The organism is Desulfovibrio desulfuricans (genome assembly GCF_004801255.1).
GTDB lineage: Bacteria > Desulfobacterota > Desulfovibrionia > Desulfovibrionales > Desulfovibrionaceae > Desulfovibrio > Desulfovibrio desulfuricans_C.
On the sequence record NZ_CP036295.1, the window covers coordinates 313,830 to 337,876 of the forward strand.

The 24,047-nt window shown below is 59.3% G+C and carries 21 protein-coding genes; 7 read left to right on the forward strand and 14 right to left on the reverse strand.

Annotated features, from left to right (window positions below; translation table 11 throughout):
- Positions 1 to 63 precede the first annotated feature (63 nt).
- From DDIC_RS01225 to DDIC_RS01280, 12 genes are all read right to left on the reverse strand, one after another.
- Complete coding sequence (locus DDIC_RS01225; RefSeq protein WP_136398762.1) at positions 64 to 987, reverse strand: phosphoglycerate dehydrogenase; 924 nt, start codon at positions 985 to 987, stop codon at positions 64 to 66.
- A gap of 187 nt (positions 988 to 1,174) precedes the next feature.
- Positions 1,175 to 1,357, reverse strand: a complete 183-nt coding sequence (locus DDIC_RS01230; protein ID WP_136398763.1) for a hypothetical protein — start codon at positions 1,355 to 1,357, stop codon at positions 1,175 to 1,177.
- A 117-nt stretch (positions 1,358 to 1,474) separates the two neighbouring features.
- Positions 1,475 to 3,418 carry a sigma 54-interacting transcriptional regulator gene (locus DDIC_RS01235; protein WP_168732434.1) on the reverse strand — a complete coding sequence of 648 codons (1,944 nt, stop codon included), beginning with the start codon at positions 3,416 to 3,418 and terminating at the stop codon, positions 1,475 to 1,477.
- A gap of 305 nt (positions 3,419 to 3,723) precedes the next feature.
- On the reverse strand, positions 3,724 to 5,154 hold the full coding sequence (locus DDIC_RS01240) for an SLC13 family permease (RefSeq protein WP_136398765.1): 1,431 nt from the start codon (positions 5,152 to 5,154) through the stop codon (positions 3,724 to 3,726).
- A 530-nt stretch (positions 5,155 to 5,684) separates the two neighbouring features.
- The gene (gene buk / locus DDIC_RS01245; RefSeq protein ID WP_136398766.1) at positions 5,685 to 6,761 is read right to left on the reverse strand and encodes a butyrate kinase; all 1,077 of its coding nucleotides are present in this window, start codon (positions 6,759 to 6,761) and stop codon (positions 5,685 to 5,687) included.
- Between the two features lie 145 nt (positions 6,762 to 6,906).
- A complete protein-coding gene (locus tag DDIC_RS01250) occupies positions 6,907 to 7,812 on the reverse strand; it encodes a bifunctional enoyl-CoA hydratase/phosphate acetyltransferase (protein ID WP_247647510.1) in 906 nt (301 codons plus the stop codon).
- A gap of 16 nt (positions 7,813 to 7,828) precedes the next feature.
- Positions 7,829 to 8,053, reverse strand: coding sequence for a 4Fe-4S dicluster domain-containing protein (locus tag DDIC_RS01255; RefSeq protein WP_136398768.1), 225 nt, complete (start codon positions 8,051 to 8,053; stop codon positions 7,829 to 7,831).
- Positions 8,050 to 8,583: a 2-oxoacid:acceptor oxidoreductase family protein gene (locus tag DDIC_RS01260; RefSeq protein WP_136398769.1), complete on the reverse strand. Its 534-nt coding sequence runs from the start codon at positions 8,581 to 8,583 to the stop codon at positions 8,050 to 8,052. Before DDIC_RS01260 ends, DDIC_RS01255 begins: the two co-directional genes overlap by 4 nt.
- 1 nt (position 8,584) lies before the next feature.
- Positions 8,585 to 9,415: a thiamine pyrophosphate-dependent enzyme gene (locus DDIC_RS01265; protein WP_136398770.1), complete on the reverse strand. Its 831-nt coding sequence runs from the start codon at positions 9,413 to 9,415 to the stop codon at positions 8,585 to 8,587.
- Positions 9,416 to 9,427: 12 nt separating this feature from the next.
- Positions 9,428 to 10,555, reverse strand: a complete 1,128-nt coding sequence (locus DDIC_RS01270; RefSeq protein WP_136398771.1) for a 2-oxoacid:acceptor oxidoreductase subunit alpha — start codon at positions 10,553 to 10,555, stop codon at positions 9,428 to 9,430.
- Between the two features lie 537 nt (positions 10,556 to 11,092).
- Positions 11,093 to 12,361 (reverse strand): (Fe-S)-binding protein, encoded by a 1,269-nt coding sequence (locus DDIC_RS01275; protein ID WP_136398772.1) that lies wholly within the window; start codon positions 12,359 to 12,361, stop codon positions 11,093 to 11,095.
- Entirely contained in the window at positions 12,358 to 13,749 is a 1,392-nt protein-coding gene (locus DDIC_RS01280; protein ID WP_136398773.1) for an FAD-binding oxidoreductase, read from the reverse strand. The genes DDIC_RS01275 and DDIC_RS01280 overlap by 4 nt, the downstream gene beginning before the upstream one ends.
- Before the next feature lie 771 nt (positions 13,750 to 14,520).
- On the opposite strand from DDIC_RS01280, the gene epsC reads away from it, so the two are divergent.
- The 6 genes from epsC (at position 14,521) to DDIC_RS01305 (ending at position 20,623) form a co-directional block, all read left to right on the forward strand.
- Positions 14,521 to 15,432, forward strand: coding sequence for a serine O-acetyltransferase EpsC (gene epsC / locus DDIC_RS01285; protein ID WP_136398774.1), 912 nt, complete (start codon positions 14,521 to 14,523; stop codon positions 15,430 to 15,432).
- Positions 15,425 to 15,571: a hypothetical protein gene (locus DDIC_RS13740; RefSeq protein ID WP_168732436.1), complete on the forward strand. Its 147-nt coding sequence runs from the start codon at positions 15,425 to 15,427 to the stop codon at positions 15,569 to 15,571. The genes epsC and DDIC_RS13740 overlap by 8 nt, the downstream gene beginning before the upstream one ends.
- Before the next feature lie 414 nt (positions 15,572 to 15,985).
- Positions 15,986 to 16,585: a MarC family protein gene (locus DDIC_RS01290; RefSeq protein ID WP_136398775.1), complete on the forward strand. Its 600-nt coding sequence runs from the start codon at positions 15,986 to 15,988 to the stop codon at positions 16,583 to 16,585.
- Positions 16,586 to 16,840: 255 nt separating this feature from the next.
- Complete coding sequence (locus DDIC_RS01295) at positions 16,841 to 18,151, forward strand: NCS2 family permease (protein ID WP_136398776.1); 1,311 nt, start codon at positions 16,841 to 16,843, stop codon at positions 18,149 to 18,151.
- A gap of 196 nt (positions 18,152 to 18,347) precedes the next feature.
- The gene (gene lepB, locus DDIC_RS01300; RefSeq protein WP_136398777.1) at positions 18,348 to 18,968 is read left to right on the forward strand and encodes a signal peptidase I; all 621 of its coding nucleotides are present in this window, start codon (positions 18,348 to 18,350) and stop codon (positions 18,966 to 18,968) included.
- Positions 18,969 to 19,099: 131 nt separating this feature from the next.
- Positions 19,100 to 20,623 (forward strand): YifB family Mg chelatase-like AAA ATPase, encoded by a 1,524-nt coding sequence (locus DDIC_RS01305; RefSeq protein ID WP_136398778.1) that lies wholly within the window; start codon positions 19,100 to 19,102, stop codon positions 20,621 to 20,623.
- 383 nt (positions 20,624 to 21,006) lie between these two features.
- Here DDIC_RS01305 and DDIC_RS01310 read toward each other — a convergent pair whose 3' ends face one another.
- The gene (locus tag DDIC_RS01310; RefSeq protein ID WP_136398779.1) at positions 21,007 to 22,119 is read right to left on the reverse strand and encodes a D-alanyl-D-alanine carboxypeptidase family protein; all 1,113 of its coding nucleotides are present in this window, start codon (positions 22,117 to 22,119) and stop codon (positions 21,007 to 21,009) included.
- 581 nt (positions 22,120 to 22,700) lie between these two features.
- Here DDIC_RS01310 and DDIC_RS01315 point away from each other — a divergent pair.
- Positions 22,701 to 23,447, forward strand: coding sequence for an SAM-dependent methyltransferase (locus DDIC_RS01315; RefSeq protein WP_136400973.1), 747 nt, complete (start codon positions 22,701 to 22,703; stop codon positions 23,445 to 23,447).
- Positions 23,448 to 23,526: 79 nt separating this feature from the next.
- On the opposite strand, the gene ahbA is transcribed toward DDIC_RS01315, so the two are convergent.
- A complete protein-coding gene (gene ahbA / locus DDIC_RS01320) occupies positions 23,527 to 23,982 on the reverse strand; it encodes a siroheme decarboxylase subunit alpha (protein WP_136400974.1) in 456 nt (151 codons plus the stop codon).
- Positions 23,983 to 24,047 lie beyond the last annotated feature (65 nt).

Sequence of the window (24,047 nt, forward strand, 5' to 3'; positions counted from 1 at the left end):
AACGCGGGCGCTTGTCTTGTCGTATCTTGTCGAGTTGCAAGCGGCAGGCTGTCGCGCGGGCTGTTACAGCCCCAGGTCGCGCAGCAGATTGTCCACAGCCATGTTGCCCATGGTTTCCGTGGCGCCCGCAGTGGAAGACGAGCAGTGCGAACCCATCACCAGATTGTCCAGCTCGTACCATGCGGGATCTGACGGGGGCTCTTGCTCAAAGACGTCAAGGCCTGCGCCGTAGATGCTGCCTGCTTTAAGGGCGGCCAGCAGGGCGGCCTCGTCAATCAGCCCGCCGCGTGCGGTGTTAATGAGCACGGCGGTTTTTTTCATGGCGGCAAGGCGCTGGGCGTTGATGAGGTTGCGGGTTTCGTCCGTCAGCACCGTGTGCAGGGTGATAAAATCGGCCTCGGCGCAGATGCGGTCCACATCAGCGCGTTCCACGCCTTCGGCGGCGGTCCAGGCTTCGTCCCACAGCACATCGTGGGCGAGAATTTTCATGCCGAAACCCTGGGCGCGTTTGACCACGCAGCGGCCAATGGCCCCAAGGCCGATAATGCCAAGGGTTTTGCCGTACAGGTCGATGCTGGTGATCTTGCCCCAATCTTGTTGCCGGCAGCGGCGGTCAATAAGCCCGGCCTTGCGCGCCACCATAAGCATGAGGGTCAGCGCGTAGTCGGCCACGGCGTTGCTGTTGGCACCCACCGTGCGCGAAACCGCGATGCCGCGCTGCTTGCAGGCGGCAAGGTCGATGTTGTCAAGCCCCACGCCGTACTTGGCAATGGCCTTGAGGCCGGGGGCGGCTGCCAGCACGGTCGCGTCCATGGGGTCAACACCCAGGATCACGCCGGCGCAGCTGGCCAGCTTTTCTTTCATCTGCTCGGCGGAAAGTATGCCGCCGGTGTCGTTGCGTATCACTTCCAGCCCGGCCTGGGTCAGGCGGTCAAACAGCGCTGGATTGGTTTTGCCAAAAGAGCGGGGTGTTACAAGAATTTTCACAAAAACTCCTTGTGCGAATAGGGCGGTATCTGGCCGGTAACCGGCGCATACAGCCTTACTATTCTATGTGTATTTGTCAACGCGCCCCTGGCCTCAAAACCCCGGCGCGGCAGTTTTACCGCTCTGCAACGCGCAACAGCCGCCGGGCAGGGCCCGACGGCTGTTCCTCTTCGCACGGCAAAGCACGTTATGCCTGCACGTCAAGCTTGTTGCCGATGCCTTCGGCTGCAAGCCCCTGACTGCGCATGTTCTGCTCCATTTCTGCGCCTTTATCAATGGTTCCATTGATCAGCGCGGCAGACATGTTGGCCTGGAAGTTCAGGGCGCTTCTGCTCAAGCTTACGCTCATGCCCATCTTTACGTCGTCCATGGCGCGCTCCTTGGCCGCTTTTGCGATCCAGATGCCCATACCTATCGGTTGCGACGTAAAAAACTGTAGGGAAAAAGACTTTAATCCAAAAGGAAATGCAACGTCGCCCCTACCGGCCTATGCATCGCCACCAAGTTCCTTGAGTTTTTTCCACACGGTTACGCGGCTGATGCCGAGCGCGTCTGCGAGCGCCTTTTTGTTGCCGCCGTGCTCTTCAAGCGACGCCTCGAGAATGAACTGCTCCATCTCGGCCAGAGTGCCGCGAGGGATCTGCAGCACGTCGCCGTGCGGCTGGCAGGGGCCCGCCATGCCCTGGCGCTGGCAGTGCCGCCGCATGGTCTCGGTAAGCAGCTCGGCAAAGCTCTGGTTGCCGTCATACAGTGTGAAGACTCGCTCCAAAATATGTTCCAGCTCGCGCACGTTGCCTGGCCAGTCGTGGGCGTTCAGGGTCGTCAGCGCTTCCTTGTCAAACGAAAATGGGCTGCGGTCTGTCCTGGACTGGTGATTTTTTTTGATAAAATGGGCAATGAGCGCGGGGATGTCCTCCTTGCGTTTGCGCAGGGGGGGGATTTGCAGCGGCAAAATATTAAGCCGGAAAAACAGGTCGCGTCTGAAGGTGCCCTCTTGCGCCATGGCGTACAGGTCCCGGTTTGAGGCGGCAATGATGCGCACATCAATGTTGATGACCCGGTCGCCGCCGATGCGGAAGATTTCTTTTTCCTGCAGGGTGCGCAGCAACCGTACCTGCGTGGCCAGGCTCATCTCGCTGATTTCGTCAAGAAACAGCGTGCCGCGGTGCGCCAGCTCAAACATACCCGGCTTGCCGCCCTTGCGTGCGCCGGTAAAAGCGCCTTCTTCGTAGCCAAAAAGCTCGCTTTCCAGCAGGTGTTCCGGCAGGGCCGCGCAGTTGAGGGCCACAAAGGGGCCTTTTTTGCGCGCGCTGAAGTTGTGGATGCTCTGGGCAAAAAGCTCCTTGCCCGAGCCGGTTTCGCCCTCGATAAGGATGGAGGCCGTACTGCGGGCATAGCGCTGGGCCTCGGCCACCACAGGGCCCAGGGTGTTTTTTGAGCCGATGATGTCAGAAAAATTGTATTTGGCGACCAGCCCCTTGCTGGCCAGCTGCACGCGGGCCTGAGCCTCGATCTGCTGGATTTTTGAAAGTTCCTGAAAAACGATGATGGTGCCCTGGTCGTGCTCGCGCACGCGGATGGGCACGCGGTTGACCACAAGGGTTTTACCCTTGAGCGGCAGCACCTTGTCCACAGTGTACTCGCCGTTGCCGAGCATCTGCTTGAGTTCCGGGGGGCTGGCGGCGGCGTCGATGTCCATGCCCACAAGCTTTTTGCCGTGCAGGTCAAGCATCTGCTTGGCGGGGCGGTTGCAGATTTCTACGGTTTTGTCGCGGTTGACGGAGATGATGCCGCTTAGAGAATAGTTGATGATGTTGTTGAGGCGGCGCGAGCGGGTACGCTCCTTGATGTGCTGGTCAACAATGTTGCGGGCGGAAAGCACCGCCTGGTGGATGCTGTCCTTGCTGGAGCGGATAAGATAGTAGGGCAGGCCGTACTGCGAGGCCTTTTCGATGACGCAACCGCCAAAGCCCACAACGGCAACGTCTTTAACCGTGGAAAGCCTGGCGATGATGCTGTTGAAATCCTGCTCGTTGCGGTAGATGACCTGCCGAAAATTTTTAAGCCGGGCAAAGGCGGCCAGAGATTCTATGTCTACGCTCAGATTGCTGTCGTAGGTGATGCAGAGCAGGCTTGCGTGGCGCTCTGAGGCTTCGCGCAGGGGCGTGACGATGTCGGTGGCGGTTATCTGGATGGGCACCACGGGTATTTTGACCATCTGCTGGATGGCGATGGCCGTGCCCGCCTGGCTGATGATGACGTCGTACCGGTTTTCCACCTCAAGTGCGTAGATGTGCCCGCTGTTGTATATGCCGCCGTTGAATACATCGACCTCGACGCCAAACTGCCCTGCGGAGTAACGCACAAGCTGGGACATTTCATCATAAATTGAGACGCACAGGATACGCGGTTTAAAACTGGCAGGCAGCATGGAGAGCCTCTTCATCTTGATAATTCTCGCATGGCGGGTTTGCCGGGCGATGTTAAAAATATAAGCTGCCGCGTACGCAAAGTAAACACAATCAGCGTTAAATCGTACATCGATAGAGGTTACTGTTGATCGGGTACCCGACCATTCGCAGCACGCGGGCAGCGCTTTGCTGCATCGGGCCGCTGGCTGCCGCCGCCAGGACTGCCGCTGTACCGAGACACGCAGCCACGGCCCGGATTACAGAGAATCCGCGCCGTGACTGCGCGAGAAAACCGGCTTGCGTACTGGCTTACGCTTGCGCCGGGTTATTTGATGAGGCCGAGCATTTTCCAGTACGGGATGCTGACGAGGAAGCCTATAATGCATATGGCGGTATAGGCCGCAGAGAGTTTGATCATGGCCCCGTGTCTGGCCATTTTACCCTGCGTGCCGAAATGGGCGCAAAGGTAAATGGAGTTCATGTAGCTCAGGTACCAGATGTCGCTGCCGGCAAAGGTGACCATGCAGGCGATCCAGGGGTTCATGCCGTTGGCGATCATGATGGGCGGCAGAATAAGCACAAAGATTGCCGACGCGGAGGTGAGCGACACAATAACCAGTTTGACTACGGAGGCGGCGAGCACCAGGGTCACGATGAACAGCGCGGGCTCGGAAATGACGTTGGCGAGGAGGGGCTGCAGTTCGGTGCCAAGCCAGCGGTCAACCTTGAGCGACTGGATGACCGAAGCCATGTTCAGGATGCTGCCCACAAACACAACGGACGACCAGTCGATGCCGGTCTTGAAATCGTTTTTGTCCATGACCTTGAGCAGCATCAGTATGCACATGGCCATAAGGGAAACTTCACCGGCGGAGATCTTGTGCACCGATTCGGTCATCCACATGAGCAGGGTGACGATAAGCACGCCCATGCAAAGCTTTTCGTTGCGGGTCATGGGTCCGAGCTTTTCAAGCTGCGCGGTGCTGTAGCCTGCGGGCAGGCTTACTTTTTCTTTGGGTTTGTAGCTGTAGACGATGAACAGGCCCATGCCCAAAAAAACGCACACGCCGTAGGGCAACGACCACAACAGCCACTGCAGCCAGGTGATGTGGCGATAGGCCTCGGGCAGCATGCCCACGAGCACGTAGTGACTGAAGGAACCGCTCATGAACATGTGGCCCATGAGGATAAAGCCCACATAACACGCGCCAAACAGGCCGTTGGCGGCGTTGGTTTTGCGCTCAATGCCCAGCTCGTCGCTGATGCCCATGGCGATGGGCGAAGAAAGCGTGGCCTTGGCGTTCATGCTGGGGATAAGGGGGCCGATAACCGTGCCCGATCCCAGCAAGCCCCAGACCTGACCGGAAAAACTGGCGGGAAAAAGTTTGAGCACCCACAGCGAGATGCGCTTTAAAAGGCCTGTTTTACCGGCAACAGCGCCCAGAGCGAACGCACCGACCATAATCCACCAGCCGGAGGTGGAAAAAGTGGCGAAAGCCGTTTTGAAGGGTACGCACTTGAAGGCCGACCACAAGACGCACATCATCAGGCCGGTGACAAATTCCGGCACGATCTCTGTAATCCACCAGCCCACGGCCCACACGGTAATGCCAAGGGCAACCATGGTGTTGGCGTTCAGACCTTCGGGCGGTGATTGCAGCGCAACCCAGACGCCAAGGATGATGGATAGAATAGCCCCTGCAAGGCGGATATTCTTGACCAGGTTCCCTTTGTTTCCTGCAGCTGTCTCAGCCATGACACTTCCTTTGTGTAAAAAATGGTACGGCTTCAGGGCGCAAAACTTTGTGCCGATAGTCAAAAGCCCCGGAGCAAGCCAAAAGGGGCAAAGGAGGCGCTATTTACCCAACGTAAATGTCGTACTTGATATGTTGAGCGTCACATAAAAATAAACGTAATAACGCCTTTGCTGCCCTCACGCATGTGGCATACCGAACGTAACCGACAATCCAGCATCAATCGCCTGCGATTTCTGCAACGCCTGCCTCGGCGTGCTACTATTGATACCGTCTACAGCAATTCCTATGCCATTCTTGCTGTAAAAAAATCCTTTTGTTTTCAACTGGCTACGGGCTGTTGTGCCCGCTTGCGCATTGTGTGCGCTAAGTATGTTAACACGCAGGTTAATTGTTGCAGCGCCTGACGCCGCGACCTCTGCGCAGACGGCTCTCACCACCCCCAGGGGCAGGCAGGTATGGGTTCCTGCCCCCGAGGGTCTGCCTGGATGGTAGGGATGGGGCCAGGCAGTGTGGTGGGAACGGCACTGGGCTATTCGTGAAAGGTATGGAAGCCTTCTTCCTTGCGCAGCACGCGCAAAATACCGTAGGCCAGCGCTTCCAGCTCATTTTCACCGGGCAGAACCATAACTTCGCCCAGAAACTGTATGCGGGGAACAACCCGGTCGATGATGTAAGAGGAATTGGCGAGCGCGCCGGTAAGGACGACAATATCCACCTGTCCGTTGATAACCGCCGCCAGCGACGCAATGTGCTTTGCCACCTGATAGGTCATGCCGTCGTAGACAAGGCGGGCTTTTTCGTCGCCCTGGGCAATGCGCTGCTCGACTTCAAGTGCGTTGTTGGTGCCGAGGTAGGCCATCAGGCCGCCCTGACCGCGCGTACGCTTGGTGGCGGACAGACGGTCAAACTTGCCGGAAAAGCACAGGTCTACAAGCTGCCTGTTGGGGAGGCCGCCAGAGCGTTCGGGCGAGTAGGGGCCCTCCTCGTCGGTGATGACGTCGACCATGCGCCCCTTGTGTATGACAGTGGCGCTGATGCCCGCTCCCATGTGGCTGACGATGATGTTTTTATCCGCCAGCTTCCAGCCCTTGCTGGTTGCGGCCTTGATGGCCATGGCGCGCATGTTGAGGGCGTGGCACGAGGCCTTGCGCCTGATTTCGGGCAGGCCGGAGAGCTTGGCGATGTCTTCCATCTGGTCCATGACGACAGCGTCATAGATATACGAAGGGATGTTGAGGGGTTTGGCAATCTCGTGCGCCAGCAGGGCCCCAAGGTTTGACGCGTGGTCGTCGATGGGCCTGTGCCGTAAAAAGTCCAGCATGCCCTCGTCAACAATGTACGCGCCCTGCTGCAGGGGGGGCAGCTTGCCGCCGCGCCCGGCCACAGCCGAAAGCTGGCGCAGGTCGAAGTTTTCTTCTTTCAGCGCTTTCAGAATCGCATCCAGACGGATGGGAAACTGGGCCACGTTGCTTTCGAACACGCGCAGGGATTCCGCCGGGTGATCCACCTTTTTTTGAAACAAAAGGGACTCGTTGCGGTAAACGGCAATGCGCGTCGAGGTGGAACCGGGGTTTATGGAAAGAATGGTGTAGTTGGTATCCGCCATGTCATATCCTTATGGGCAAATTGTAATGCTCTCGCTGTTGTCGGCCGCCGCGCCGCAGCGGAAAAAGTCATGCGGCGCGACAGCCCGGCGGCTGCGAGTAAAAGGGCACGTGCGGCATAGGCCCATGGAGCCTTGCAGCCAGCGGTTAGCCAGCTGCGGAGGCCGCCAGAACCATGGTCCTGAATTTGTCTTCGGCGCTGGCCGCGCGTGAATTGAGAACAACAGGAACCCTGCCGCCCACCACAATGCCGGCGGTCAGGGCGTTGGCCGTATGCCGCAGGCATTTTATGAGCACGTTGGCGGTGACGATGTTGGGGCACACCAAAAGGTCGGCATCGCCCGCAACGGGGCTGTCGTATCCCTTGGTGGCCGCCGACTCTGCGCATACCGCCAGATCGTAGGATATGGGGCCTTCAAGCAGGCAGCCGGTGATCTGGCCCTTTTTGTTCATTTCCTTCAGGGCGGCGGCGTCCACGCTCTCGGGCATTTTTTCGTTGACGGTCTCGGCAGATGCCAGCACCGCCACCTTGGGGTTGTCGATGCCCATGCGTGCAAGGGCATCCACCGCGTTTTGAATAATGTCGCGCTTTTGTTCAAGCGACGGCGCGATGTTGATGGCCGCGTCGCACAGGGCCAGCAGCTTGGGATAGGTGGCAACCTGCACAATGTTCATGTGCGAGATAAGCCGCCCGGTGCGAAAGCCGGTTTCTTCCTTGAACAGACCCTTGAGCAGCACGCCAGTCTGGATCAGCCCCTTGAGGATAAAGTCGGCCTGTCCATTTTTGACCGCCAGACCGGCACCTGTGGCTGACTCCTGCGGCGAACCTGTTTCGACGATGGGGTAGGCGTCGCCCTTGAGGCCCACCGCCTCCAGCTTGGCGGCGATCTCCTGCCGCTTGCCAAAAAGCAGCGGCTCAACCAGCCCCACCTCGGCAGCGTGGCGTACGGCCTCCAGCACATGCTCGTCCGCGGCTTCCACCACGGCTACCTTGCACTTGCGGGCCTTGCCCATAACGGCCGCTTCAAGCTCATCAAAACTTTTGTATTTCATGGCTGACTCCGGCCGATTACTTTTCCAGAACCTCAACAGCAAAGTCGGGGCAGACCATCATGCAGGTGCGGCAGCCAATGCATGCCTGCGCATTGACGGCGGTCATATAGAGATAGCCCGCCGCGTTGTATTCGGAGCCGAAGTCATAGACAGACTTTGGGCAAAGCTCTTTGCAGTAGCCGCAGCCCTTGCAAAGCACGGCATCCACCTGAACTTCAAAGTTTTTCTTTTCCTCGCTCATCTGTTTCCTCCCCGGGCGGCTTCGGCAGCGGCAGCACCCCGCCTGATCACTTCCATGTTAATCTTGGCCACATCGGGTTTGCCCTTGCGCTCGGCGATGCCCAGCAGCACCTCCAGCGGCAGGGCGCCGGTCAGGGCCATGGCCGCGCCAAGCCCGGCAAGGTTGGCCGACTTGGGAGCGCCAAGCTCGTGGGCGATTTCGGTCATGGGTATGCCGATCCAGTTTTTCATCTGGCGGGGCTTCATGAGCGAGGTGTCGTAAACAACCGGGGAGACGGCATTGTCGTACCGCGTGCCCACAACCTCGTTCAGCGCGATGATCAGGTTGGGTTTTACGGCCTGCTGAAAAAGGATTTCTTCCTCATCCATCAGCACTTCGGCGCTGATAAAGCCGCCGCGCTGCGAGATGCCGTACGACTGGGTCTGCACCACGTTTTTGCCGTCCTTGATGGCAGCCTCGGCCAGGAATGATGCGCAAAACACAAGGCCCTGTCCGCCGGTGCCCGCCATGAGAAATTCATAATGGGCCATGCTACTTTCCTCCCTTGGCGGCCATGATCGCCGCGCGCTCGGCCTCGTAGCGAGTGTTGAAATCGTGAACGTCCTTGTCGGCAATGACGCCGGTGACAAAATAGCCAAGCTCGGCGGCGTTTTCGATGGAGTCAAACTTGGCCTGCGAAACGGCTTTTTCCTTGAGATTGCGCAGCATGTCCACCGGCTGCTTCATCTTGTTGCGGGGGCCGAACAGCGTTGAGCAGGGGCTCATGGCCTCGATGAGCGAGAAGCCCTTTTTCTGGATGCCCGCGACAATGCGGTTTTTGAGGCGCATGCCGCTGGTGACCGATTCGCGGGCCACAAAGTTGGCCCCAGCCGCGCGCACCAGGTCGCATACGTCAAAGCCGCGCTCGGGGTTGCCGCCAATGGACGTGCTGGTGATAGCCCCGCTGGGCGTGGTTGCCGAATACTGGCCGCCGGTCATGCCGTAGTTCAGGTTGTTTACGATGATGGCGGTAAGATCCATGTTGCGGCGGGCCGTATGGATAAGGTGGTTGCCGCCGATGGTGGTGCCGTCGCCGTCGCCCATAAGCACAATGACGTTGAGCTTGGGATTGGCCGCCTTGGCGCCGGTGGCGTAGGTGAGGGCGCGGCCATGGGTCACATGCAGGGCGTTGGCCATGATGTAATCGTCAGCCTTGCCCCAGCAGCCGATGCCGGTGACGATGAGCACTTCTTCCTTTTTGAAATTCAGCTCGTCCATGGCGCACAAAAGCGCATTTAAAACAATGCCGTTGCCGCAGCCCGCACACCACATGAGGGGCAGCGCCGCTTTATTGAGAAGCGAGCGTGAAATAGCCTGTGCCATTATAATTCTCCTTTACTTCAAGGCGGCTGCAATCTGGGCGGGGGTCATGATGCTGCCGTTATAGCTGTTAACCCCTACAACCAGCGACGGATCCGGCACATACTTTTTCACTTCTCCTGCCAGCTGGCCGGAGTAGTTCATTTCGGCAACAATGACGCGCTTGGCCTTGCGCGAGGCTTCGCGCACTTCGGCATCGGCAAAGGGCCACAAGGTCTGCAGCTGCAGAACGCCCACCTTGCCGCCGCTGGCATTGGCCTCGCGCGCAACGCTGCGGGCGGCGCGGGTTACCACGCCCGAGGTGACAATGAGGGTCTCGCAGTCTTTTTCGCCAAAATAGCGGGTCATGACTATTTCATCCCGCCCCCTGGCAAGCTTGGTGTGCAGCTGGGCGACCCTGCGGCCTGCATTTTCGGGCGTATTGCAGCTAAAGCCGTTTTCGCCGTGCATGGAGCTCGTGACGTGAAACACGTATTCGCTGCCATAGCTGGCCAGAGGGGCAACGGCCCCTTCGTCAAAGCAAAAGGGCTTATAGTCGGCGGGGGCGCAGCCCGGCTTGGTCCGCTCAACCACCTCGACCTCGCCCGGTTCGGGGATGACGAGGTTTTCGCGCATGTGGCCGCAGACTTCTTCAGGGGCCATGATGACCGGTACGCGGTATTTTTCGGACAGGTTGAAGGCTTTGACCGTGAGGTCAAAACATTCCTGCACTGAGGCGGGGGTAAGGGCGATGACTTCCTGGTCGCCATGGCGTCCCCAGCGCAGCTGCATGATGTCGGACTGGGCCGGTTTGGTGGCAAGGCCTGTGGACGGGCCAGACCGCTGCACGTTAATCACCACCACGGGCACTTCGCCCATGGTCGCCATGCCCAGGTTTTCCTGCATAAGCGAAAATCCGGGCCCGCTGGTGGCCGTAAACGCCTTAACGCCAGCCAGCGACGAGCCCACAATGGCGCCCATGCTCGCCAGCTCGTCTTCCATCTGCATGAACACGCCCCCAAGCTTGGGCAATTCGCGCGAGGCTATTTCAGCTATTTCGGACGAAGGCGTGATGGGGTACCCAGCGTAGAACCGTGCTCCGGCGTAAAACGCGCCTTGTGCTATGGCAGCGTTACCCTGGATGAGCTTGCTCTGTTTTTTCATTGCTTTTATAAACCTCGTTTCCGTTGTAGTGCCACCAATTATCATTTCTGCCATGTAAAAGATGTTTTTGCGCGCTACTTGCGGTAACATTATTGTGAGCTACCGCATTTTTTGCTGTTAATTGATGGTGTAGTCATGTTATTGCGTGGCAAATACAAATATTTTTTGTGCAAATGATGAATATATAAAGTATATAAATTCAATATTTGCAGTATGCTGATAGCAAGTAACATGCCATGCTGCGCAGTTTTGTATCATGCTTAAACCGCTGACTTTTTTTTACAGTGCGGCGCTGTGGCGCACGCCACGAATCTTGTGGCGTTGCAAAAGTTAACGTTGTTGGCATGTTTTTTAACGTTCGTCCTGGCCGCAGTTCGCGCTCAAAAGCTTTTTGAATAACTGGTGGTTGTTGACCTGGCTGCGGCGGCTGACATGGGCATCACCCCCCGCGGGCATGCTTGCTGTGCAGATGGCTCAATCCACAGCGGCGCACGCCCGCGGGGGCCGCCGTGCCGTCTTAACGGCACGGCCTGGGGGTTAAAGTCCGTATGCCTTGGCGAGCAGCTCAGCCGTATGCAGTACGCGCACGTTTGACCCGCGGTGGCTCAGCCCGTCGATGATCTGCATCTTGCAGGCCGAGCAGCCCGTGGCCACAATGTCTGCGCCGGTGGCCAGGATGTCGCTGGTTTTATCTGCCAGTATCTGCTGCGACAGGTCGTAGTGCGTGGCGCTGAACGTGCCCGCGCAGCCGCAGCAGACATCGGGGCGGCTCATCTCTTCAAAGCGCAGCCCCGGAATGGCGCGGATAAGACAGCGTGGTTGTTTGGAAACGCCCATGCCGCGCACCAGATGGCAGGCGTCGTGGTAGGTCGCCTTGAGAGGGATGTTTTGCACGTAAGGAACCGGGCCGAGCTTGAGCAGAAAGTCGGAGAAGTCAAAAACCTTGTCCTTGAATCCCTGCCAGGCCGAGAGGGCGCTGCTGTCCTGCAGCACCTCGCCGTATTCCTTGCTGAGCGCCGAGCCGCATGTGGCGCAGCCGGTAATTACCGCGTCAAAGCTGCCACGGGAGAGTATGCGTACGTTGTTTTCGGCCAGCAGGGCCGCACCGTCAAAATCGCCGGACGAAAACAGGGGCGTGCCGCAGCACTGCAGATTGTCCAGCAGGTGCACTTCCACGCCGTTGGTCACCAGCACGTCGATAAGGGCTTTGCCCGCGTTGACGTACACATAGCTGAGCATACAGCCGGGGAAAAACGCCACCCGCGCCCGGGTTGCGCCGTGGGGCGTGCTGATTGCGGGTACTATCTTGCGCAGGGGCTTGTCGGCCAGCGCCGGAACAACGCGGCGCAGGTTCAGGCCGGCAGCGGGGATGGGGATGCGCGAAACCTTGCCCGCGCCATTTTCGGTGTTCTTAAACAGCATGGACTGAAACGGCCTGCCGTGCGACATGGCCATGTCAAACAGCCGCCCCTTGGTGACCGCCTTGAAGGCAATGGCTTTAGCCGCAGGCAGCTGGCCTTCTTCCTTCATCTTGCGGCGCAGGGCCATGATGAGGTCGGTGGTATTGACGCCTGAAGGGCAGATGGCCTTGCAGCGCATGCACAGGGTACAGCGCGCCGCCAGCTCCATGAGCGCCTTGGTGGGCTTGACCGTGCCGTCTGCCAGTGAACGCAGCAAAAATAGCTTGCCGCGCGAAGAGTTGGATTCTTCGTGGGTTTTGCCGTAGACAGGGCAAATGGTAAGACATTGGCCGCACCGGGTGCATTTGAGGGCAGCTGCTTTCAACTCGTCCAGAGACTTGCTCATGCCTGGCCTCCGAAGATGCAGCCGGGATTCAGGATGTTGTTGGGATCAAGGGCTTTTTTGATGGCCCGCATGGCCCCGACCTGCGCTTCACCCAGCTGCTTGGTGATATAGGGCGCTTTTTCGCGACCCACGCCGTGCTCGGCAGAGACTGTTCCGCCCATCTTGATGATTTCGTAATGGAATTCCGAGCGTGCCTTGGCGGCGGTCTTCTTTTCTTCATCCGAGTTAAAGAAGAAGTGCGGGTGGATGTTGCCGTCGCCAGCATGCCCCTGACAGCTCACCTTGATGCCGTACTTTTTGCCCACTTCAAACAGGGTGTGCACAGCCAGGGCAAGCTTGTTGATGGGCACTGCGGGGTCGCCGCCCAAACGGCCTTTGGCCACGCGCGCCAGAGCGGGCAGGCCCGACCGGCGGGCAACCCACAGTTGCTCCGCCTCTTCGGCGGTTTCGGCCACGTGAAAGTCCACCATGCCCAGCTGCTCGCAAACCTGGCGGATAGCTTCCACCTGCGGCTTGAGGGTAGAGACGTCGCCGTCCACCTCGATCAGCAGCATGGCCCCAGCATCTACCGGCAAGCCCGCGTGGGTGTAATCTTCCACCGCGCGGATCAGGGTCTGCTCCTGAAACTCCATGATGGAGGGCACCACGCCGCTGGTCATGATGGCCGACACGGCCTTGGCGGCGTTTTCGATGTTGTTGAAGGCGACGCGCATGGCGCGTTTGGCCTGCGGCAGGGGGATGAGCTTGAGGGTGATCTCGGTAATGACGCCAAGCGTACCCTCAGAACCAGTGAAAAGCTGGGTCAGATTGTAGCCTGTCACGTCCTTGATGCACTTGCCGCCCGCGCGGATGATCTCGCCTGAGGCCAGCACGACCTGCAAGCCCGTAACGTAACTCTTGGTGGTGCCGTACTTGACGCACTGCAGGCCGCCCGCGTCCGTGGCGACGTTTCCGCCAATGGAAGAAAACGTAAAACTGGCAGGGTCCGGGGGGTACATGAGGTCGTGCGCAGCGGCCGCTTTTTTGATGTCGGCGGTGATAGCGCCAGGGCCGACAACCGCCATCAGGGTTTCGGGCTCAATGTTGATGGAATTCATGCGCTGCATGGAAAGGATGATGGAGTTGTCGCTCTCAGGGATGGCGTTTACGCTCAGGCCGCTTCCCTGCGATCGCGCGACAACGCTGATTTTGTTTTGGTTGCAGAAGCCGACAATCTTGCCAACTTCCTCGGCAGTGCCGGGCAGTGCGATCAGCATGGGCAGAAAGGCTGAAGGGGCTGCCCCTCCCGCGTTGTACGTGTAACAAACGAGGTCTTCCTGCTTGGTGAGCATATTCTTTTCACCGATAAATGAAGCGATATGCGTGCGAACGTCCTCTTTTGTCAGCATTTTTCCTCCTCGCTATCCGCACCGATGCGGTGTACTGAAATTTTATGAAGCTCTGTAAACACCAGCCGATAAAAGTATATAAATTCTGTAAACTACGATGCCATATCTAATCATATCGCGCGGATACAGCGCATATGTCAGACCGGTTGCCGCGTGGCGCAGCGGCCGTTATCGGAAATGCAACCGTTCTGTCACAAGAACAAGCAGTAATCATGCCATGGCAAAAAACATATTGTTTGTCAGCTAATTATCTATATTTTTACGTGTGGGCGACGCATGGTAACGCCTTTGTTTGTTCATATTGCGTACTGACGAGTTGCAAAAATTAACGGGGCAAGGGCTGTCCCACGCGTCGGATTGAGGCCCGCCACTCTCGGTGACAGACGCGCGAGGCCCCCTGCCTGCCGGGCGCGTCTGGGCTGCCCCCTGCCGCTATGCCGTCAGGCCGGAATCTGCTCGGGGTTGAGTTGTCATTGGTGGGTTCGGGCTTATTGTAAAACATGCGGCGTATGCCAGCAGGCGGCCCCGCCCCGTTGCGCGGGCAGCTTCGGGCGCAAAGCTTTGATGCGGCGGGTTTGACCCGGCGTGTTGCAGCCGGTGGGCCGAACGGCTGGTGCATAGGCTTGCGGCAGACATGTGGTTGCTGACGACGTTTGCCCGTTGCTACAGACGGCAACTCCATGTAGAGTAATAAGAAATCCAGAGATACCCGCCTGTCGGCCCGAGCCGTCAGCGCAGCACGCGAAAACAGCACACCTTCAGGATCACGCCATGGACACAAAGCAGGATATCACCGCAACTGGCATGCCCCTTATTGACAGCGTGGTTGAGCGGCTCTGCCACGAAACCTCGCTCAGCACGGTATGGCATCGCTCTGGTCAGGGCGCGCCCATGCCGTCCCTGCCGGTGCTCTCTGAAATACTGGAAAGGCTTCGCGCGGCCATCTTTCCGGGCTATTTTGGCGCGGCCTCCGTACGGCGCGAATCCATGCGCTACCATCTGTCCGCCAACCTGGACAGCATCCACCGTCTGCTGGGCGAGCAGATCGTGCGCGGCTTCTGTTTTAGCTGCGAGGGGCTCGGCATACCCTGCACCTCGTGCGAAACCGAGGGGCAGCACGCGGCGTTGGCCTTTATGGACAGCCTGCCCGAGATACGCCGCCTGCTGGCTGGCGACGCCAAGGCGGCCTACGAGGGCGACCCCGCGGCCACCAGCCCTGGAGAAACCATATTTTGCTACCCTTCGCTCAGAGCCATGTTTCACCACCGCATCGCCCACGAGCTCTACAGACTCAAGGTCCCGGTGATTCCGCGCATTATTTCGGAAATGGCGCACAGCACCACGGGTATCGACATCCACCCCGGCGCGGCCATTGGCGAGGAGTTTTTCATTGACCACGGCACCGGTGTGGTCATTGGTGAAACCTGCATCATCGGGCGCAACTGCCGCCTGTATCAGGGGGTTACGCTGGGGGCGCTTTCCTTCCCCAAAAATGCGGATGGAACCCTCACCAAGGGCAATCCCCGTCACCCCATACTGTGCGACAATGTGACCGTTTACGCCGGGGCCACCATTCTTGGCCGCGTTACGGTGGGCAAGGGCGCGGTGATCGGCGGCAATGTGTGGATTACCCAGGACGTGCAGGAAGGCGCACGCATTACCCAGGAAAAGCCCCGTGACTAGCAGTCGCAGGCTGGTGCGCCGCGCCGCCGCCCTGTTGCTGTGCGTCTGGGTCTGCGCCGCGCTGCTGCCTCTGGGCGGTTGCGCCCTTAATGTTAAACCCAGCGGGCAGGTTGTTACCGACGTCAGCGTCGGCCGCTAGCGCACTGTCGCAGGTGTTGTCCGCAACTCCGCCGCATTCTGTCTGCCTTGGGCGCAGGGAACGGCGGAGTTTTTTTGTGTCGGCAGGGCGTGATTGCCGCATGGTTTGCTGGCTGCGCCGCGCTCAGGGCTTGCCGCCATATTCGCTGCTGTCATGTTCCCTGCTGCCAGATTGGGAGGGCACAAATCAGAGGCAAGATGAGAGGCCGGGGCAATGCTCAGGCGGCAATGCTCAGGCGGCGATCTCCGGCGGGAGCACTCGCTCGCATTTGTTGAGCGCCAGATTTTGGGGCGCGCAGGGGCTGCGGTATGGACATGGCGGCTCTTGCGTGACATGATCCCGCCTTCATAAATTCTGGCCGCTGGGTTCACATGTTTGCATACGTGGGCTTTCGGCTCAGAGAGTGGAGTTGTCATGGAATTTTTTACCGAAGTCGTGGGCACGAGCATCAAGATATACGCGCTCATGACGCCCCCTGCCGTGCTGAGTGCTTTTATCAGCGGTACCAAGGGCTTTGACAAAAAACAGAAATCGACCGTGGCCGCCAAAACTTCTGCGGCCATCTTTCTTATTGGCGTAACGCTGTTTTTGTTTGGCCCGCATCTTTTTTCGCTGTTTGGTTTCACGCTTGACGCCTTTCGTATCGGGGCGGGCGTGTTGCTTTTTTTGACGGCAGTTTCTCTCATGAACGACGACGGCAAGGACGCGCTCTCCGGCAAGGAGGGCGACATCAGCGTCGTGCCGCTGGCCATACCGCTGGGCATGGGGCCTGCCTCCATCGGCGCGGTCATGGTTATGGGCGCGTCGGCCACAGAGATGCATCAGGTGCTTGTGGGCGTTTTTTCGCTGCTGGCGGCGTCTGTGGGTATGTTTGCGCTGCTGTGCATGGCCGACGGCGTGGTGCGGGCGCTGCACCGCACGGGCATTGCCGTGCTGTCAAAGCTTACAGGCCTTTTGCTGGCGGCCATCGCGGCGCAGGTGATATTTACGGGCATTCGGGCCTTTTTGGGTTAGAAAGGCGCGGCTGCGGGTGATAGAAACGGCGAGACAGGTTCCTTCGCCGTTTTTTTAATTATGTATGAAGGGTTGTTGGCGGTATAGGGCGAGGCTCCAGGCTGCGGCCTGGGTAATGGACCGGGCGATGGCCGCGAGCGGTCGCGTTGCGGGGGCGGGTAGAAAGGGCGTTGCAACAGCATGGGGCTGCGGCCCCGGCGCGTATTGCTCCAAAACTAGCTTGGACGCGCAGCGCGGCAACAAGAGGAGGATGTCATGAACGTACTGGAAAAAATGTTTAATCCTGCGGCCAGGGGCAGCACGGTGCGGCGCGAAATGCTGGCCGGTCTTACCAGCTTTATGGCCATGTGCTACCTGATCTTTGTGGTGCCCGGCATGCTGTCTGACGCCGGTATGCCCAAGGATTCCGCCGTGGCGGCCACCATCTGGATTACGGTTATCGCCACACTTATCATGGGCCTGTGGGCCAAATTCCCCGTGGGCGTGGCTCCGGGGCTCGGCATTACGGCCTTTTTTGCCTACTACGTTTGCGGCCCGGCGGGCTATACATGGCAGACCGGCCTTGGCGCAGTGTTTATCTCGGGCGTGGTTTTTTTGCTGCTCACGGTCACCAAGGTGCGCCAGCTTATCATCAATGCCGTGCCCATGGACCTCAAGTTTGCCATTGTTGTGGGTATTGGCGCGTTTATCGCTTTTATCGGCATGAAGAGCTGCGGCATTGTGGCCGCCAGCCCCGCGACCTTTGTGACCCTGGGCAATCTTGGCGATCCCAAGACCCTGCTTTCCGTGGCGGGCATCTTCCTTATTGGCGCGCTGCTGTCGCTGCGCGTGCCAGGGGCCATGATCATCGGCATTGTGGCCATTGCCGTTGCGGGTATGGTGCTTGGCGTGTCGCAGGTGCCGCAGGGCAATATTTTTAACGCTTCGCTCCCCCTGCCCACCGAAACCTTTATGGCCATGGATCTCAAGGGCGCGCTGCACCACGGTCTGATCTCCATCATCTTTACCCTGACCATGGTTGACCTGTTCGACAACATGGGCGTGCTCATCGGGCTGTCGCAGAAGGCCGGTTTTATCCGCGAGGACGGCCACATTGAAAATCTGGACAAGGCCCTGATTTCCGACTCCATCGCCACCATGTCCAGCGCCGTGCTGGGCGCCACCACCGCCACCAGCTACCTTGAAAGCGCCGCTGGCGTGGCCGAGGGCGGGCGTACCGGCCTGACCGCCGTAACCATTGCCGTGCTCTTTTTCCTGACGCTGTTTTTTGCGCCTCTGGTGAGCATGGTTCCCGCTTACGCCACCGCCCCGGTGCTCATCATCGTGGGCGCCATGATGATGCAGGAGGTCGGGCGCATCAAGTTTAAGGACTTTACCGTGGCTCTGCCCGCCTTTTTGACCATCATCAGCATGCCGCTTACCTTCAACATCGCCACGGGCTTTGGCTTTGGCTTTGTGAGCTGGGTGGGCCTCAAGGCGCTTTCTGGCCGCTTTAAGGACCTCAACGTGGTCATGCTGCTGATCGCCCTGTGCTTTGTGATCAACTTTGCCCTGCGCCTTCAGTAAGGGGCGTTGCGGCAATATGCCGTAATTACTGATCAAACCCCCGAGCCGTCGCCCGATGGCCGGGGGCTTGCTTTTTTTTGCGGCAGCAGTAAGGGTGAAGCTCCCTGATCCTTGCGTTTACACCGGCAACAGGGCATAATTTGCGACCGAAAATCAACGCTCACCAGCCGAGACGGCAAATGAGGAATATTCGCACATGGCAATGCTTCTGCAATCACAGCGCCCCGTCAAACCCCTGTGGCGGGAATACGGCGAAGCCCTGTTCGTCGCGCTTATCCTGGCTTTGGTCATCCGTACCTTTGTGGTGCAGGCCTTTAAAATTCCTTCGGAATCTATGGTCAAAACCCTGCTTGTGGGCGATCATTTGCTGGCGAGCAAGTTCTCCTACGGCGTCAAAATCCCCTTTACCCACTCCTATATTTACAAGGGCAGTGATCCGGCAAAGGGCGACATCATCATTTTTGAATACCCCAACGATCCCAGCGTAGACTACATCAAGCGCATCATCGGCACGCCCGGCGACATCATCGAGGTGCGCAACAAGCAGCTCTACCGCAACGGCGAGCCGGTGAAGGAATCGTTTATCCGCTTTACCGAGCCCGACCGCATCCAGCCCGTGCGCGATAATTTTGGCCCGGTTACCGTGCCTGCCGACAAGTATTTTGTCATGGGCGACAACCGCGACAATTCCATGGATTCGCGCTTTTGGGGCTTTGTGGACCGCAGCGCCATACGCGCCAAGGCCTGGCGCATCTACTGGTCGTGGGGCGGGTTTGGCGACATCCGCTGGGACCGCATCGGCAAGGCCGTGCAATAACCCCAGGCCCGTCATATTCAGGCTGCATGCGTCGGCTCAGCCGTCGCGTTTTGCCGCCAAGGCTTTTTGCGGCGCGGATGTAGTCACAACTCCGCGCCGTTTTTTTATGGTGCAATGGTAAAGGAGCACGCATGGTTGTCCGTTTGAACAGCGGCGGGGTGGAAGGCGTCGACGCCTACCCTGTGGAACTGGAAGTGGACTTCGTGCGCCAGGGTCTGCCCGGCTTTACCATGGTCGGTCTGGCCGAGGCCGCCGTGCGTGAAGCCAAAGACAGGGTTTTTGCCGCCCTGCGGGCCTGCGGCTTCAAGCTGCCGCCAGCGCGCATTACGGTTAACCTTGCCCCCGCGTGGCGGCGCAAAAGCGGCGCAAGCTACGATCTGCCGCTGGCCGTGGGGCTGCTGGCCGCTGCGGGCATTCTCCCCGCCGAGCCTTTGCAGGGCATGTATCTGGCAGGCGAGCTGTCGCTCAACGGAGCGTTGCGCCCGGTAAGCGGCGTGTTGCCCCTGGCCCTGCTGGCGCGCCAGCAGGGGGCGGCGGGGCTGATAGTGCCCCCCGGCAACGGGGCCGAGGCCGCAGTGGTGCGCGGGCTCAAGGTTTTTGCGCCAGAGGGGCTTGGCCGCTGCGCCGCTTTTCTGGCCGGGTCCGAGCCGCTGGAACCTCTGTGCGAACCAGTGGATGACGCGCTGGAGGCCCCCGTCTACAAGCAGGATTACGCCGAGGTCAAAGGGCAGGAGGCTGCCAAGCGGGCGCTTGAAATCGCCGCCGCCGGGGGCCATAACGTGCTGCTCATCGGCCCGCCAGGCAGCGGTAAAACCATGCTGGCCCAACGCCTGCCCACCATCCTGCCGCCGCTGGATTTTGAGGAATCGCTCGAAGTCACAAAAATTTACAGCGTCTCCGGCAAGCTGCCACCCGATGCGGGCCTTATGCGCGTGCGGCCCTTTCGCGCGCCGCACCACACCATCTCTGACGTGGCGCTGGTTGGCGGCGGCGGGTATCCCCGCCCCGGCGAGGTCAGTCTTGCCCATCGCGGCGTGCTGTTTCTGGACGAACTGCCGGAATTTCGCAAGACCGCTCTGGAGGCCTTGCGCCAACCCCTTGAGGGAGGCGTGGCCGCCATTGCGCGAGCCGCCCACAGCGTGAGTTTTCCGGCCGCCTGCATGCTGGTGGCTGCCATGAACCCGTGCCCCTGCGGCTATTTTGGCGACCCCACGCACGAATGCACCTGCCGCCCGGAGCAGCGCACGCGCTATCAGTCGAGACTCTCAGGCCCCATGCTTGACCGCATTGACGTGCATGTGGAAGTGCCCGCCGTGGCGTACGCCGACTTTCGCGGTACAGGCAGCGGCGCTTCGTCTGCCCAGATGCGCGAGCGCGTGCTCAAGGCCAGGGCAACACAGCGGGCGCGCTACGGCAGCGATGGGCCGCGCTGCAATGCCGAGCTATCGGGCGCGCTGCTTGAGCAACACTGCGCGCTGAATGCCGAGGGCCATGCCTTGATGGAGGCTGCGGTCAACCGCCTTTCCCTTTCCGCCCGAGCCTGCGCCAGGGTGCTGCGCATGGCCCGCACCATCGCCGATCTGGACGATGCCGCTGCCATTGGCACGCCGCATCTGGCCGAAGCCGTGTCGCTGCGCGTGCTGGACAGGAGCTAACCCGACAGGTGTAGGTTTTTGGGCCAAGGGGTTTTTGCGCTATGGGCTTTTCAAACCAGTTGCGTGAAGCCCGGCGACCGCTCTGTCATGATGCTCACCGGGACGCCCTTCAGCTGGCGGACGCATTCTCATTCTCCGACCTTCTCCGGCCTCCGCCATCCCCAGGCTTTCCCCTTATTGCAAACCGTGACATGGCTTGCTGCCAGCAACAATGGCCGGGGTACTTTTTCCTCCGCCTTTTAACGTAACGTTGTTTTGCCTGGATGTCTGGGCCGCAGATATTCGTCAGCTATCCGGCATTGACCCGCTACCTCGGCATCCATACGTAAAAAGCGCCCGTGGGCTCAGGCTCACGGGCGCTTTTTGTGCAAATTTGGCGGGGGTCAGCTCGCGTTGTTGGCAACGCGTCGGGCCGCCTGTCCGTCGTCGGCGTGCCGCTGGCGGGAGGCTTTTTCCACATTTTTCTTTTTGGCCTTGGCGGCCTTGGTCTGCTTGGCGCGATGCGCGGTCTGCACGCTGTCGCCACGGTCATTGCCGGCATACTGGTGGTAGGCCTCGCGGGCATTTTTACGGATGTCGGGGTGGTATTTTTCGCGGGGCAGGTTGTCCAGCGCAGCCACCACGGTGGGAGCGCTGTTGTCGCACACCTCAAAACCCGCATCCAGCAGGCGGAAGGCCTCAATGCTGCGTATCTGCGAGTCGGGCGCGCCCATGATGACCGCCAGCAGCCGCTTGTCGCCCCTGAGGGCCGTGAAAACCATGTTGTAGCCCGAGGCGTTGATCCAGCCGGTTTTCAGGCCGTCGGCGCCGGGATACTGCCCCAGCAGGGGGTTTTTGTTCCAGGTGACGCGGCCACGGTAATTCAGCACGTGCGTGTTATGAAAGCGCAGCATGTCGGGATAGGCGTGCAGGTAGGCGCGGGCAAGCGTAAGCATGTCGCGGGCGGTGGTGTACTGCCCCTTGGCGGGGAGACCGTGCGGATTCACAAAGTAGCTGTCGCGCATGCCAAGATCGCGGGCCTTGGCGTTCATCATGTTGATGAAGGCGGGCACTGAGCCGCCCACGTATTCGGCCATGGCGGTGCTGGCGTCGTTGCCGGACGAAACGGCCATGCCCGTGAGCAGCTGCTCAAGGGTGACCTGTTCGTTTTCGTTCAGCCCCATGCGCGAGCCGCCAGTGCGGGCCGCATTGCGGCTGATGATGGTGGTATTGTCCATGCCGGCGATGCCGGAGTTGATCTGGTCCATGGCAAGAAACATGGACATGATCTTGGTCAGCGATGCCGGGGGGATATGCTGGTCGGCATTCTGCTCAAAAAGCACTGCATCGCGGTCGAGGTCGTACAAAATGGCGGAGCATACGCCAAGCGCGCTCTGGGGCGGTACTGCCGGAGCCGAAAAAACATGGCCTGGTTGCGCCAGCAGGGCGGCGCAGACGAGGGCTGCTGTAGCGAAGAGCGTGCGGAGCGACGGGCAAAAACGACGGGTGCTGATCATGCACAGTCCTTATGCGTTGGCTGAACGTCAAGCCTCAAGTGCGCTGCGCTACGCGTCTGCAACGGGCTGGCCGTAGGGTCGCGGGCGTATGGTTGAGGGAGGCCGCAGGGAAAAAGTTTAGAAATTTCCTAAATTAGGAACGGCGCAATGCTTGTGTACTAAAGATAGGCGGTTATGGCAAGCGGGCAAATGTGCGTATCCACGCGTGGTCTTTGCCCGCATTGGCAACCTCGAGTTGCAGTAATTGTTGTTGCACATTGTTGGCGGAGGTGTTTTGCGGTAGAGATGCCATTGGGCAAGATCAGCAATTACAGCACAATTGTTACATAAGATTCTGCCCGATTGCTTTTGTGCGCTTTATTGGTTCTGAACCAAATAGTGGAATGCTATTGCCGCCTGCACAGCATACCATGCTCTTGCCTGTGGGGGTAAAAGAATAGCTGTCTGTTCAGGCAGGCCGTATAAAGCAGTCGCATCAAATAATCATGGGTGATTAAGCAGTGTGTGTAAAATAACCTGCTGATGTACGTAAACAAAAACGGCTAAAAAGTAGCGCAACGCATGGCAAGGAGAATATTGTGCTGGATATTCCACGAATTTTTACCATTACTGAAAGTGAACACCGCATCCATAATCCATTCACGGAAGAAAAACTCGCCGCTCTTGGCAAGGCTTTGCGCCTTACAGCTGGAACAGCCGTGCTTGATCTGGGCAGTGGATCGGGCGAGATGCTGTGCACCTGGGCGCGCGATTACGGCATTTGGGGTGTTGGCGTAGACATGAGCCCCCTGTTTTGCCAGCAGGCGAAAAACCGCGCCGAAGAGCTCGGCGTTGCCGCGAGCGTCCGGTTTATCCATGCCGACGCATCGGGTTACATTGCAGATGAAAAGGTCGGGCTGGCGGCCTGCGTGGGCGCTACCTGGATAGGCGGGGGCGTAGCGGGCACGGTTGAGCTGTTGGCAAAGAGCCTCGACGCGGGGGGGATGCTCCTCATCGGCGAGCCCTACTGGTTGCGCACGCCGCCTGCGCAGGACATTGCCAGCGGCTGCGGGGTCGGCGGCGTTGGCGACTTTCTGACGCTGCCCGAGCTTGTCGGCTCATTTGGCAACCTGGGCTATGATGTGGTGGAAATGGTGCTGGCAAACCAGGACGGCTGGGACAGGTACGAAGCCGCCAAGTGGCTGACCATGCGGAGGTGGCTTGCGGCCAACCCCCACGACGACTTTGCGGCGGAGATCCGCCAACAGCTCGCAACAGAGCCCACGCGCTACGTAACGTACACGCGTGAATATCTCGGTTGGGGTGTATTTGCGCTGATGGCGCGCTGACAATTACAAAAGCAGAAAAAGCCGGTGCGTCTGGAAACCCCAAGCGCACCGGCTTTGAAAGCACTGCGGAAGTTGCGTATCAGGCGTCCGCATCCATGCGAAAGTCTACGCGAATTTTAAACAGCCTGGTGGCGGGCAGGTTGAGAATGGCAATGCCAGTGGCCGCCGCGATGGCGTCCAGCGTTGCCTGCGATTCTTCCCGCGAGGGGCTGATGAGCGTAAACCAGATGTTGTAGACATGCTCGCGCAGATAGTTGTGGGTGACGCCGGGGCAGGCGTTAACGCGCGCCACAAAGTCGTCCATTTTATCGTCCGGCACTTTTGCCGCGCACAGGGTAGAAACAAAACCCAGTTTTGCCGACTGAAAGTTGGCGCCAAGACGGCGGATGATCTTGCGGGCCTTGAGACCGCGCACGCGTTCAAGCGCTTCTTCTTCCGCAATGCCAAGCACCTTGCCCAGGTCGGCGTAGGGGCGCGGCGTAAGCGGAAAGCCGGTCTGGATAATATCCAGCAGTTGCCGGTCGACGCTGTCCATCAGCGCTTCGGTGCTGGCCGGGGCGCCCTTGCGGGTCTGTGTCTGCTGCGTCATGGGGTCCTCGT